We start from the raw sequence: 13,661 nt of genomic DNA on the forward strand, positions 1-13,661 counted from the left end.
AGCGCGGTGAGACCAGCCCCCCAGAAGGCTTCTGCCGAACTAAGAGACTAACTCGCGCTCAGTTTTATTACTGTTTGCAGTGAAATGGGGTAATTGTAGGTCGCCAGAACTTCTAACTTTTCGGGCATAGCGATCGGTAATGTAATGGTTTAATTTCTTTTCTAGAGAAATTGCCCACTTCTCTAGCCACAGTGGATTCATCCCAAAGGTGAGGCGACGTAGCAGTGGTTTCAAGAATCCCTGATGGCGGCGGTGTCCCATGCGCTTGTAGCGCTTTTTGAAGTATTTGTCGTTCGTCATCAGATGCCATTTTTGGGCAAAGTGTTCTAAACTGGCGATTTCCCAAGCATCACTCCAGCGCAGCATAAAGAAGGCAAGTTCTGGTAATTCATACTTGAGTCCTGGTACGTAGGTGACAACTGAGGCGGGTTCGCAGTAAATCGTGCCTCCGGCATAGGTTACGGTCATGCAAAAATCAATATGCTCCCGCGTACTCAACAGTTCCTCATCTAAAAGCCCGATGCGGTCAAAAATTTCGGTGCGGACTAGCATACAGTGGAATTCGGCAAACTCGCACTGTTGACGATGCAATTGGTCGCGCACCTCAGTAATTTTGCGGTTTACGAAGTAGTGTTTTTCATGCACACGTCGTTTGACTTCATTATTTTCTTGTGTTTCGACAACGATGTGCGCTTCACCACCTGCCAGGTGAATTGTCTCCCCCAAAGGCTTGCCAATACAGGTGAGGGGACAGACTACAGTTGCTTTTGTTTCTTCAGCACATTGCAATAAATGGTCTAGCCAACCTGGGGCGACAATCACATCATTATCAATAAACACTAAGTACTCGGTTCTAACTTGATGTAAAGCCAGATTACGGGCTTGGTTAGGTGAGAGGTAATACTCAGTGCGAATTAAATCGAATTCTTTCTCTCGCGCCTGTTCCTCAAGATAGAGTTGGATGTGAGGGGGAGAATTGCCATCTACGTAAACCAGAGAGAAAGGTATCTGAGTGTGTTCGTAGATACTTTCCAATGATTGTTGAGTGTAGCTAAAACGTTCGCGTTGGGAAACTACTATGGTGACTTGTGGCTTGTTCATAATTTTGTTGGTGGTTGATTGTTGTTTGTTGGTTGTTGTTGGTTAGTGGTTAGTAGTTAGTGGTTGTAGAGACGTGCCATGGCACGTCTGTACATTGGTTAGTAGTTAGTGGTTGGTAGTTAATACCCCATCTCCCCATCTCCCACTCCCCCACTCCTCTGCTTGGGCGTTGCAAGTCACTGATTTTGGTTTGCGCCTGTACCAAAGTAGGTACTGTTAAAATTGTCAGCAGAGAAATTATTGTCGCCATAAAGGCGATGTACGATGTCTTTTTCGTATTCCCATGTCGTAAAAACTTTTTGGTAAACATTGATCCAGTTTTGATGTTCTACGGATGGGTGAAGTTGCTGTTGTGCTTTTGTTTTTGCTGCTGCACCCAGCTTTTGCCGCAGTTGTGGTTGAGTTGCTAAACATCGCAGTGCTGCTTTGAGTTCTGTGGTACTACCGGGGTTAACTAGCAACCCGTTAACACCATCTTCAAGAATTTCACCAATAGCATCTACTTTGGTTCCAACAATCGCACAACCAGCTAGCATGGCTTCTAGCAGTGCATTTGGACAGCCATCAGTTAGTGAAGGAATAGCAAAAATATCCAATTTTGGGAGGTAGGCTAAAGCTTCTTGCCGACTGGTAATACCAGTAATGCAGAGACGAGAACCCAAATCACATTGTTTGATTTGTTGCTGCCAGTATTCCCGTTCTTTTTCAACAAAATCGCCAATCAATAACAGTGACAGATCTATTTCGTGACTCAACTCCTCACAGGCATCAAGGAGAAATTCTATTCCCTTCTTGTCGCGGAACCTGCCACTAGAACCGATAACAATACCCGGCAACTCTCTAACTAGAGGAGGGGTGAGGAGTTTGGCAAAATTGATAGGTGCGATCGAGTTCCAGAAAGCGGAAGATTTTAACTTCACACTTGGAACAATTACACTAGCTCTTTTCTGCAATTCTCGACTCACAAACGTCACCCAATTAGAATTTTCTAAAACCCACGCTATCTGAGCATGATTTTTGGGATTAAAAATATGTTTGTGCAAGTCAGCACCGCGAACGCTATTGATGACTGGCACGTCATTTTCTTTTGCTAAAAGAGTTGTTACATAACCTGTCTCATTCATAAAAAAGGCATGAAACAAGTCAAAACTATACTTTTGATGCAGACATTTCAATTGAAAGTAAACATCACTAAAAAAGTCTTGAATTTCTTGCATTTCATCGCGCACAGCCGACTTAATCCGATGCACAAACACCCCATCCTGAAGGATTGTTTTGCAACTGGAACGCCTGCGGCTGTCATCACTAACTAATCGTTGCTTTGAACGAAAAACCGCAACATGAATTTCATAACCACTATTAATTAACATTTGGGCAATACGATGCACTGACTCACCTACACCGCCAACATCTGGTGGATATTCCAATGTGGTAATGCAAATCTTTGTTTTAGTCATGATTTACTTTTCCTTATTTATATCCAAGCTCAGCTTTAGCTAAAACTAAGTACAAAATTCGCAAACTCGTAACGAATGCTCTTTGTAAAAACTCTGTAAGCCTCTGCGTTTTAAAAAAGCTACTCTTTTACGCAAATATCTACTAAGCAACATTTTGCTTCCAAGCTAGATTTCTTAAAATTGCAGCCGTCTTTTCAACACCTTTAAAATCTAATTGAATCTTATTTGGTTGATTTTGTAAGTAATTAATTATCTTCCAAGCAAATACATCAGGTTGTAAATCTTGTTGTGAAATCACCTTGACAATTCCTAATTCACCTAGTTTTCTGGCTCTAATAGTTTGTTCTTGGTCATTATTACCAGTAAAAGGAAGAATCATCGCTGGCACACCAGTTACTAAAACATTTAACGTAGTGTTGTAGCCAGACATGCTGATAGACAAATCTGCTTTTTGCATGTAACTGAGCAAGTAAGGAGTAAAGCGACGAATACGGATCTTTTTGCTATATCCTGCCATTACTTGCAGTTCGTGAAATTTTGACTCTGGCATAAATGGGCCGGTGAAAACATGGATGTTGTGAGGTATTTTTTTCTCCAGGCAGGGTGCTGATTTCACTACACAATCTAGCAATTCATGACCAAATCTGCCTCCGCCTACACTAACTACAATCAAGGGTTGGTCAGAGTTGAGAATTTCTCTATCTTCATCCGTTAGGGCAGGATTGGTGGATGGTTTTTGTACCACATATCCGGTGTAATGTACTTCACAATTGAGGTCACTTACCCGAGAAAATGTTTCTTCTAAGGGCACAAATTTTGGATCGCCGTGAACCAGCAACAAATCAAAATATTGGTTGATTAGTTTACAGACTTTTTCTTCATGTCTTGCTTGATTTTGCTTGGTAACTACAATATCCCGCAGGCTGCAAACTACTTTGATGGGGCGTTCACTTGATTGTGCCTTTTCTAATAAAGGAATTAATTCAAAAGAGAAGCGTCTTCTGCCAAAGGGAAACAATTCAATCATTAAAATATCTGGCTGGAATTGCTCCAAAATCGACAGAAGTTGATTTTTCCTTATTTCTTGTACTTCCGTCAGTGTAAAGGCATCATCTACCACTTGCAGTTCTTGAAATTCTGAATCAGTTTTAATGGCTGGCAGGTTAATGACTTCAACACCTGGAGGAAATTGAAATTCTTTAATTACTTCACCGCCATTAATAAAACAAATTTGAAAGTCTTTAGTCAAACCGCGCACAATTTCCATGCTGCGAACTAAATGACCCATACCCAAAATATGCTGGCAGTAGAACATGAGTTTTTTCATAATGCTTATACCTCTTTATGGCTGCTAGATTAATGCCTATTACTTATATATTTATTGGTCCAATTCCAATTAGATTGAACCATCAACTATTTTGAACAGCTATTAATGAATGTGGTTGCGTAAGTTTGCAATACATAAATTGCGACTGAGCATTTGTGATTTTATCAGCTAACAAATTTCTAATCTGATGAGTAATTCTGGGTAGTCCTTCTAGGTCGATGGTGAAATTCGCTTGATTATTTTCTAGTTGTTGCTGAAGTTCTTGTATTAAGGTAGTTGGTGTCAGATGTTCAGGATGAATTGCTTTAAACAAACCTAGTTGCTGCATTTTTTGCGATCGCACAAATTGTTCTTGGGAGGGTTTGATTCGCGGTACAACCACAGCTGGTTTTCTTGCCGAAAGAATTTCACACACTGTGTTGTAACCACCCATCGATACCACCGCATCCGCCGCTGTCATATAACTCATCAAGTCATCGGTAAATTCCTCGATCTGCACCTGCGGATGTGCTTTTGCTATTTGATATAATGCCTGTTTTTGCTCTGTTGGCATCTCCGGGCCGCAAATAATCAGGCTTTTGATGCGATGTGTATCTGTCAGCAATTTCAGTCCTGTGAGATAGGTATCAATTAACTGATAACCGTCTTCACCTCCACCAGGCGTTACCAATACCAGTTGTTCATCAGTTGCTAGCTGTACCTCTTCCCGGATAGTATCGCGTTGCTTATCTCCTGGTGGTTTGCGAATATATCCACAAAACTCTACTTTCTGTGCAACCGCAGCCGGAAACTGATATTCTTTGGGCAAATTAAATACCTCTGGCATTCCAACTACAAGCACCCGATCGTAGAATTTTTCTACAGCTTCGTAGTAGCTATGCTTGTGCCACTCTGCGATCGTTTTTTCTGGGGTGTCGAGAATATCTCTCAGTAGCAGTACGAAGCGGGTTTGTGGCAACTTTGCCTGCAAGTAATCTAAAGTGGGGGCAAGTTCATTTTGAATGCCGTAGGGCTTTTTATCTACTAGCACCAGATCCGGCTTATAATTAATCGCTGCCGATAAAATCAGATCCGATCGCATCTTTACTGTTTCATTGATGTCTGTACCCAAGTATTTGACAGCGACATTGCCTGTTTCTCCTCGGTTCAGACAGGGAAGCTTGATGTAATCAAGTCCTTTGGGTAGCCGAAAGCCTTGTAGTATCGGTGAACCAGACAGCAGCAAAATGGAAAGATCGTCTATTTCACTTAGTAGGTGTTCGCAAATCGCCAGCATTCTGCGAATGTTGCCCAAACCGAATGCATCATGGGAATAAACTAGCAGTCTCATCGTTCATATCCTCTTTGGTGCAGGTGCAAGAGATACTAAGAAACCGCTAAGAGTTCATTAGTAACGGTTGGTAGCACAGAACTTGGTAGGAAAGCATTGCCTATGGTTGGGCGACCAATACCAACGTAGTAAAAACCAGCCCTTGCCATATCTTCTGGATTTAAGAAATTGCGACCATCAATCATTACAGGATTGGTCATCAATTCAGCGAGTTTGGCATAGTCAAGGTTGCGGAACTGTTGCCAGTCTGTGATCAATACCAATGCATCACAGCCTTGTGCCAGTTGTTCTGGGTCAGTCACTAAAGTTACGTCCGCTTCTAGTTGGGAAATTATCGGATCGTAAGCTTTGACTTTAGCACCCAAGCGAGTTAATTCTTCCAGCAAATCCAGTGCGGGTGCATCGCGCAAGTCGTCTGTGTTGGGTTTGAAGGTCAAACCCAAAAAACCAATGGTTTTGCCTTTGAGAATTTTCAGGACTTGCTGAAGTTTTTCTACAGCCAGCAGCCGTTGACGTTTGTTGACGCTGACGGTGGTTTTTAGCAGTTGAGCATTATAACCGTAATCTTGGGCAGTATGAATTAATGCTGAAACATCCTTCGGAAAGCACGAGCCACCCCAGCCAATACCAGCTTGTAGAAACTTGTCTCCAATACGGGAGTCTAAACCAATACCTTTGGCAATTTGAGTAACATCAGCACCAACGCGATCGCAGATGTTGGCTATTTCGTTAATAAAACTAATCTTGGTTGCCAGAAAAGCATTGGCAGCGTACTTAATCATCTCTGCGGATGCTAAGTCTGTGACTACCACTGGCACGGGAGGTAAAGATCCCTCAGTAGCAAGCTTGCGCTCGATAATTGGAGTGTAGAGTTCTTGCATCATGGCGATCGCTTTGGGGCTATTGCTACCCAGTACAATGCGATCGGGATAAAATGTGTCGTAAACTGCCGAACCTTCTCGAAGAAATTCGGGGTTACTGACAACATCAAAGCCTGTAATATCTTGCTGGCGATCGGCAACACCATCCATGACTATGCGCTGTACCCAATCCCCAGAACCAATCGGAACGGTAGACTTGTTGACAATGACTTTGTAACCACCGTTGAGGTTACTGCCAATACCACGAGCAACGGCTTCTACATAACGAGTGTCACTCTCGCCACTGGGTAACGCTGGAGTACCAACAGCAATAAATAAAATCTCGCCATGTTCTACACCGAAAGCCAAATCTGTAGTGAATTGCAGCCTTCCCGCCTGCATATTGGACTGCATGATTTGTTCCAGTCCCGGTTCAAAAATGGGCGACTTTCCAGACTGCATTAATGAAACTTTGGCTGCGTTGTTGTCCACACAGATGACACTGTGTCCAATCTGTGCCAGACAAGCTCCAGTCACTAAGCCAACGTATCCAGTACCAATGACACAAACACGCATGGCGTCAACCCTCGAAAATGATCAAAAACTAATGAAGCTGTGAGAAACACATAAAATTAATTCCTCACCTATACATAGCTTCACAATTAGTGATGAATTCTAGGTGAATGTTTTATGAGAAGTTTTTCATCAAAAACGTTGTTATGTTAGTGGTTGTAGAGACGTGCCATGGCACGTCTGTACATTGGTTAGTAGTTAGTGGTTAGTAGTTAATTACCAATAACTATTGACTATTGACTATTGACTATTGACCCAACTGTGCCTGAACTCTTGTTAAAAGTTCGCTGAAACTAAAGGGCTTAGTAATGTAGTCATTTGCACCAGCTGCTAGAGCGGCTGCCTTATCTCGCTCGTCATTGTTAGCAGTCACAATAATAATAGGTCGCTTTTCTCCTCGGCGTCGCAGTTCGCGCAATACTGTCCAACCATCTATTACTGGCAATCCTAAGTCAAGCAGTAATAAGTCAAAATCGCCAGTTTGAGCCATAAAAATTGCCTGCTCGCCGTCTGCTGCCACTTCAGTAGTAAAACCATTTTTGCGGAGTCCTTTTTCGACAAAGGCAGCGACGCGAACTTCATCTTCTACAATTAAAATTTGGCTCATCTAAATTAAGATATCTCAGATGTGTCTCAAAATTTTAGCCAAAGTCTCAGACGATTTGGCCACCACCAATATATAGCCTTATGACTAAAACTGGATCTGATTATCAAAATAGATGATAGATATATATATATTATTTTTATGTTCGCAGTCGATAGCCCATGCCTCTAACAGTTTCAATCAGGTTATTACCTAACTTTTTACGCAGATAACCTACATACACATCCACAATGTTAGAACCAGGGTTGTAATCAAAACCCCAGACTCTGTCCAGTAGTTGCTCTCGACTCAAAACTTGTCCTGGATGACGGAAAAATGTTTCTGCGAGAGTAAATTCTCGTGCTGGTAGGTCAATCATGCGATCGCCTACTTTAATTTTACGAGTGCGTAAGTCCAGAGCGATGTTCCCAACTGTAAGGATCGTATCTTCTTTAGGCGAGCATAAATTAAGATTGCGTAACCTTACCCGCACTCTTGCTAAGAGTTCTTCAAAGCGAAAAGGTTTAGTGACATAGTCGTCAGCACCAGCTTCTAATCCTGTTACCTTATCTTTAATGTCATCACGGGCAGTCAAAATAATAATTGGCAATCGTTGACCCTGTCCGCGTAACTCTTCCAATACCTCTAAACCATCTTTTCCAGGTAATCCTAAATCCAAGATCACCAGGTCAAATTCACCACTTTGAGTCATAAGTATCGTCTCATCCCCATCCGCAGCAATTGCAGTCGTATAGCCATGTGCACGCAAGCCTTTTTCTAAAAAGGAGGCTATACGAGGTTCATCTTCAGCGATGAGAATGCGATGCATCAGACAATCCCTCTTGTGGTGGTTCCACAGGTAAGATAATAGTAAAGGTTGAGCCAACTTGGCGTCGGCTGTATAGCTCTACCGATCCATGATGAGCTTCAGCGATCGCCTTAACAATTGATAATCCCAAACCAGCACCTTCCGAACGACGACGGCTATTTGCTGCACGAGCAAAGCGTGCAAATATTCGTTGCTGGTCAGCTTCAACAATACCCTCTCCCGTATCTCGAACCCAGAAACGGATTTTATCTTTACGTATCACAGATCCTATAGCTATGGTATCATTTTGTTCTGTGTACTGGGTAGCATTTTGTGCCAGATTCATCACTGCCTGAGTAAGCCGTTGGCGATCTACTACAATCTTTCCTTTAGGAATGGCATCTAAGCGCCAGTTACGATTTGCCAACGCTTGTGCCTTGGCAAATAACTCTTGTGTCAGCGAGCCTGCATCAACAGTTTCTAACAGTAAAAAGTCTGGACGTTCCGCTTTCGCCAGTAAAATCAAATCTTCCACAAATCGACTCATGCGGCCTAACTCGTCCATTACCAGTGCTACCGTTTCCCGCACTTCTTCTGGGTCATCATCACTCATTAATTCCAAGTGTCCCCGAATGATAGTGATTGGCGTACGCAGTTCGTGTCCAGCATCGTTGATAAAGTTACGTTGACTTGTAAATGCAGCTTGCAAGCGATCCATCATTTCGTTAAAGGTAGTCGCTAATTCTGCTATCTCGCCCTTTCCTCGAACTGGTAAGCGCTGATTCAAGTCGGATTCGCTAATGGAACGAGCGGTTACTGACAGCAAGCGCAAGGGAGCTAGAATCCGTCCTGAGGCTATCCAAACCAGTATCAGAGCTAGTAGCAGAAGAACACTACTTACCTGAATGCTGACGATAACCGCTTCTAGAGCTTCTCCACGCTCACCAGCCGTGGTATGGGCAACTACAAATACCCCCAGAATTTCTCCATCCCTTTTGACAGGTTGCGTTACATAAATTATGGTATCTATGGTGCTATCATTTGCAACACGTTTCTCATCTTGTTCGGGTTGAGTTTGTCTTGCCCAACGCCGCATTAACTTTGAATCTTTCGCCAGTGGATCTGGTCTAGCACTGGGACTTGATTTATAAAATTTTCCATCTACAAAGGCAATCAGGTGGGTATCATCTTCTGGTAACTGGCGAGATAGAAAAACATCAAAAAAGTCTTTCAGTTCTTCCTTAGAGGATGGTGGTTTGAGCTGCTCATCTATTTCGATATTTCCAAACTCTTCTGTCTGGTTCCTGAGTTTGGCGTTTTCTTCAGCATCAATTAATTGCTTAAATGTACCCATCTTTTCCGCCAGTTCCCGGCGGACTCGTTCATCCACCCGTGCATACAGAACGTGACGAAACGCTGGGATAGAGACTAAAAAGATGAAGGTCATAATCAGGACGTACCAGAAGAGGATGCGGGTACGAGCTTCCCAGAAGAATCCCCTACTATGAAGAGAAGACTTGCTTTTCCCTGTATTTGCCTCTTTACTTCTGTTCAAAGTCCTTTGCATTACCCGATAACAAAACTTAGATTCCTGTTATGCCAAAATTGAAAAAAAATAGAGCTTTGAGCCTATTTGCCAATTGTATAGACTGACAGAAGAGTTCAATGCCTTTAACTTATGTAGGATTAGTTGTTATTAATTTTGTCATAACAAAAGTGACAAAACAGGGTTAAAGTTGATTACTGTTTGATGGTTATTAAGTCACGCTCAGGGGAATTGCTACAAATTTATTAGGTAAGTTTCATACCTTGGATAGAGGCAATTTTCAAAAATATTTGTAAAAACGCAAACTAAATTTACAAATCTTGCCAATATCCTTAATATTATTAAATAAAGGTATAACACAACTTATCTTCACTACCCCAAGTTGAATTTGCAAACCCATACCAAATATTTGCTTATGAATATCTCGTCAGCGCGGCAATATTTTTACCAGGAAGTCCAGCAGCCTGATGAGCAGATAGATTTAGCAAGAACAGCTTTATATATAGCCCAAGAAGAATATCCCGACCTTGACCCAGAAGAATATCTCAATGCCTTTGATACAATGGCAGCGGAGTTAGAAGAACGCTTACCAGTAGAACGGTATCCGCTGCGGGTGATTCAGAATATTAATAAATATCTCTACACTGATTTGGGATTTACAGGAAATAAGCAAGAGTATTACGACCCCCGCAACAGCTTTTTAAACGATGTGATTGACCGCCGCCTTGGAATTCCCATTTCTTTGGCACTAGTATATATTGAGATCGCTCGACGAGTTGATTTCCCGATGGTGGGAATAGGAATGCCTGGACATTTCCTCATTCGCCCCGACCTTTCAGATATAGAGATTTTTGTTGATGCCTTCAATGACGGTGAGATATTGTTCCCCCAAGATTGTCAAGAAAAGCTGACTCAAATCTATCAGCACCCTGTGACACTACAACCAGAATTTTTAGCAGCAGTGACAAACAAGCAAATTTTAGCAAGGATGTTGACGAATCTCAAATACATTTACCTAAACCAAAAGGAATTGGAAAAAGCCCTAGCAGCAGTAGAAAGGATTTTACTGTTATTTCCTGGGTTTGCGTTAGAAGTGCGCGATCGCGGTCTTTTGTGCTATCAACTCGGTCGTTTTTCCCAAGCCGCCACCGACTTAGAAACTTATCTAACCCAGACTCCAGAAGCACAAGATGCCTACATAATTCGGCGGTTGCTAACTCAGTTGGGTAGAAACTAGGGAATTGTTAGTAGTTAGTGGTTATTAGTTAGTGGTTAGTAGTTAGTGGTTAGTGGTTAGTAGTTAGTGGTTGTTAACTATGCCCTATGCCCTATGCCCTATGCCCACTCCCCCTCATTCCTGCTGTATCTCCTCTGCTACGCGCTTAAGACGGCGCAGTTGGGCTTGCATATCTTCTTTTGTCCAGTTTTCGGCAAAGGTTTTGAAATCCCAGCTTACTAGAGGGTTGGGAATTTCAAATTCAAAGCGGTTGAGTAGGCGAGTTTTCTTTTCTATGGGTTGGCACTCCCAGCGATCGCGGCCTTTAAAAAAACCATCGAATTCCCAAACTACCAACCCTGGTTGTCTTTCCACAACGGTGCTATTCAATGTTGGTTTGATTATGGGTATTTGAATAACAAAGCGACTTTTACTGCCTTTATCGGTACTCCATTCACCTACAGGTTCACACCGCAATGCAGGGTTGAGCCAGCGGTGCATTAAAATGCGATCGGTAATACAGCGCTCAACTACCGCAGCCGAGGCATTAATATCAATTGACTGTTCAAAAAATTGCATCACAGAATTTCGCGTTTTTGATGTCATATCTGCACTCAGACTAACCCAAAATTGACATTCCCCGCGCATGATGTAAAACCTAGCAATTATATAGAACTTGTGTGTGTGACTATAGGACTAGTATTTGATTTTTGAAAAGATACGTAGGGGAGGCAAAAAGGGGTGTGGATTTTCCTCCCCCTTTATTGCCGTTGCGTTACGCCAAAGGCTAACGCACCATTCTATGTTTTTGGTGCCGTACTCTCGACGATCGCACACTTAGATTTTTTCAATAATCAAACCGGATTCCTATAGATGACTTTTATGCTTCCGCTATTCTTTGCAAAATTACAGTCAATCTTACGAATATACATGTATATGTAAATACTAGTCAAGACCTAATAGATAGATATTTTAATTTGTTTTTTCCAACAATAAAAAATAAAAATTTTAAAAATAATTATTGATATCAATTCCCTGTAAAATTTACTGGTAAATTCCAATGCAAAACACTACGAAGTTATCGGGGTGCAGCATTGTTTAGGGCAATCTACTCCGGAAGCATCTACAGTGTTTTCTGCGATAGAACTCAACTTTTAATACCGGAAAACCATGAATACAACTTGGCAAAACATAACCCAAGTGATGGGAGCTGGTTTGTGGGTTAGGATAGAGAAGTTTTTAGCACAATCACCTACACTACCACCGCAGCAAGGTGCCAATTTCGATACTTATGTGCAGAACACTTTCCAACAGGTGATTGCTTTTATGCCCCGCTTACTGGGAGCAGTGTTGATTTTGTTGGTTGGTTGGATCATTGCTGCGATCGCTGCGGCTGTGACGCGAGGAATTCTCAATCGCACACAGATAGATAATCGCATTGCCGCTGGAGTGATGGGGCGTGAAGATAGTGGGGAACTTCCCCAGGTAGAGAATGTCATCGCCAATTTGGTGTTTTGGGGTATTCTGCTGCTGACGATAGTGGCCGTATTGGACACGCTTCAGTTGGGCGTAGCTTCTCAACCACTCAATGCTTTTCTCAATCAAATTGGTGACTTTTTACCAAGATTGGTAGGTGCAGCAATTTTTTTGGCAGTGGCTTGGTTAGTAGCTACTATTGTCAAACTTCTGGCAACACGAGGACTGCGGGCGTTAAGAATAGATGAGCGTTTAAATCAACCACGAGACAATACCACTACTCAAAATCAGTTGCCTCTGAGCGATACAATTGGCAATGGCCTGTATTGGTTCATATTTTTACTGTTTCTGATTCCGATCCTAGATACTCTGGGGCTACAACAAGCATTACAACCAGTAGAAGCGCTGGTAACGGAAATTATCGCGATTGTGCCGAACATTCTTGGTGCGATCATCATTGCCGTTGTTGGCTGGTTTTTAGCGAATGTTGTACGGCGAATTGTGACGAACTTACTAACAAGCACAGGAATTGACAATTTAGGAACTCGGCTAGGACTCTCACGCGCAACAGGAGCACAATCTCTTTCGGCAATTATCGGTACAATTGTCTACGTCTTGATTCTGATTCCTGTGGCGATCGCAGCACTCAATACCCTACAAATTGCTGCGATTTCAGTGCCGGCGATCGCAATGCTACAGCAAATTCTCAATGCACTCCCCGCCATCTTTACAGCAATTGCGATTTTAATTGTTGCTTACTTCGTGGGACGATTCGTTGCGGATCTTGTTACCAGCATTCTTACAAGCATCGGTTTTAACAATATTTTCTCTGTTTTGGGTTTGACACCACCCTCTAGACGCATTGTTATTCCCCCAGAAGAACCAGCAGCACCGACACCACCAAGCCGTACTCCCTCGGAGATTGTCGGTATAATTGTATTAGTTGGCATTATGCTGTTTGCGACTGTGGCGGCAGTGAATATCCTCAATATTCCAGCGCTAACAGTACTAGTGAGTGGTATTGTCATCGTACTGGGGCGGATTTTGGCTGGATTGATCGTATTTGCGATTGGTCTATATCTGGCAAATCTAGCTTTTAGCATCATTTCCAGTTCCGGCAATCCTCAAGCCAGGATTTTAGGTCAGTTAGCGCGAATAGCGATCGTTACCTTAGTCGCGGCAATGGCGCTGCAACAAATCGGCGTTGCCCCTGATATTGTGAATTTAGCCTTTGGATTGCTACTGGGTGCGATCGCAGTTGCTATTGCCCTTTCCTTTGGTTTGGGAACCCGCGATATTGCCCGAGAGCAAGTCCAACAATGGCTGGAATCTTTCAAAAATAGAGGCTAGCACCGCTGCGCGGAAGTCAAAAGTTAAAAGTTAA

The 13,661-nt window shown here is 42.6% G+C and carries 11 protein-coding genes; 2 read left to right on the plus strand and 9 right to left on the minus strand.

Features of this window, described 5'->3' with window-relative positions; genetic code table 11:
- Positions 1–39: 39 nt before the first annotated feature.
- The 8 genes from FIS9605_RS0113155 to FIS9605_RS0113190 all read right to left on the minus strand — a co-directional run bounded on the left by FIS9605_RS0113155 (position 40) and on the right by FIS9605_RS0113190 (position 9,606).
- A complete protein-coding gene (locus FIS9605_RS0113155) occupies positions 40–1,101 on the minus strand; it encodes a glycosyltransferase family 2 protein (RefSeq protein ID WP_026732999.1) in 1,062 nt (353 codons plus the stop codon).
- Between the two features lie 176 nt (positions 1,102–1,277).
- Complete coding sequence (locus FIS9605_RS36990) at positions 1,278–2,558, minus strand: glycosyltransferase (protein ID WP_051469988.1); 1,281 nt, start codon at positions 2,556–2,558, stop codon at positions 1,278–1,280.
- Between the two features lie 142 nt (positions 2,559–2,700).
- Positions 2,701–3,885 (minus strand): glycosyltransferase family protein, encoded by a 1,185-nt coding sequence (locus tag FIS9605_RS0113165; protein ID WP_026733000.1) that lies wholly within the window; start codon positions 3,883–3,885, stop codon positions 2,701–2,703.
- A gap of 82 nt (positions 3,886–3,967) precedes the next feature.
- Complete coding sequence (locus FIS9605_RS0113170) at positions 3,968–5,215, minus strand: glycosyltransferase family protein (protein WP_026733001.1); 1,248 nt, start codon at positions 5,213–5,215, stop codon at positions 3,968–3,970.
- A 35-nt stretch (positions 5,216–5,250) separates the two neighbouring features.
- The gene (locus FIS9605_RS0113175; protein ID WP_026733002.1) at positions 5,251–6,651 is read right to left on the minus strand and encodes a UDP-glucose dehydrogenase family protein; all 1,401 of its coding nucleotides are present in this window, start codon (positions 6,649–6,651) and stop codon (positions 5,251–5,253) included.
- Positions 6,652–6,895: 244 nt separating this feature from the next.
- On the minus strand, positions 6,896–7,255 hold the full coding sequence (locus tag FIS9605_RS0113180; RefSeq protein WP_026733003.1) for a response regulator transcription factor: 360 nt from the start codon (positions 7,253–7,255) through the stop codon (positions 6,896–6,898).
- A gap of 136 nt (positions 7,256–7,391) precedes the next feature.
- Positions 7,392–8,060 (minus strand): response regulator transcription factor, encoded by a 669-nt coding sequence (locus FIS9605_RS0113185; RefSeq protein WP_026733004.1) that lies wholly within the window; start codon positions 8,058–8,060, stop codon positions 7,392–7,394.
- Entirely contained in the window at positions 8,038–9,606 is a 1,569-nt protein-coding gene (locus FIS9605_RS0113190) for a sensor histidine kinase (RefSeq protein ID WP_026733005.1), read from the minus strand. The genes FIS9605_RS0113185 and FIS9605_RS0113190 overlap by 23 nt, the downstream gene beginning before the upstream one ends.
- Before the next feature lie 394 nt (positions 9,607–10,000).
- Between FIS9605_RS0113190 and FIS9605_RS0113195 the strand changes: the two genes are divergently transcribed.
- On the plus strand, positions 10,001–10,822 hold the full coding sequence (locus tag FIS9605_RS0113195) for a SirB1 family protein (protein WP_026733006.1): 822 nt from the start codon (positions 10,001–10,003) through the stop codon (positions 10,820–10,822).
- Positions 10,823–10,936: 114 nt separating this feature from the next.
- Here the strand turns inward: FIS9605_RS0113195 and FIS9605_RS0113200 are convergent, their stop codons facing one another.
- Complete coding sequence (locus FIS9605_RS0113200) at positions 10,937–11,380, minus strand: SRPBCC family protein (RefSeq protein ID WP_026733007.1); 444 nt, start codon at positions 11,378–11,380, stop codon at positions 10,937–10,939.
- 591 nt (positions 11,381–11,971) lie between these two features.
- Here FIS9605_RS0113200 and FIS9605_RS0113205 point away from each other — a divergent pair.
- Entirely contained in the window at positions 11,972–13,627 is a 1,656-nt protein-coding gene (locus tag FIS9605_RS0113205) for a mechanosensitive ion channel (protein WP_026733008.1), read from the plus strand.
- Positions 13,628–13,661 lie beyond the last annotated feature (34 nt).

Origin of the sequence: Fischerella sp. PCC 9605 (assembly GCF_000517105.1) — a bacterium.
Lineage (GTDB): Bacteria > Cyanobacteriota > Cyanobacteriia > Cyanobacteriales > Nostocaceae > PCC9605.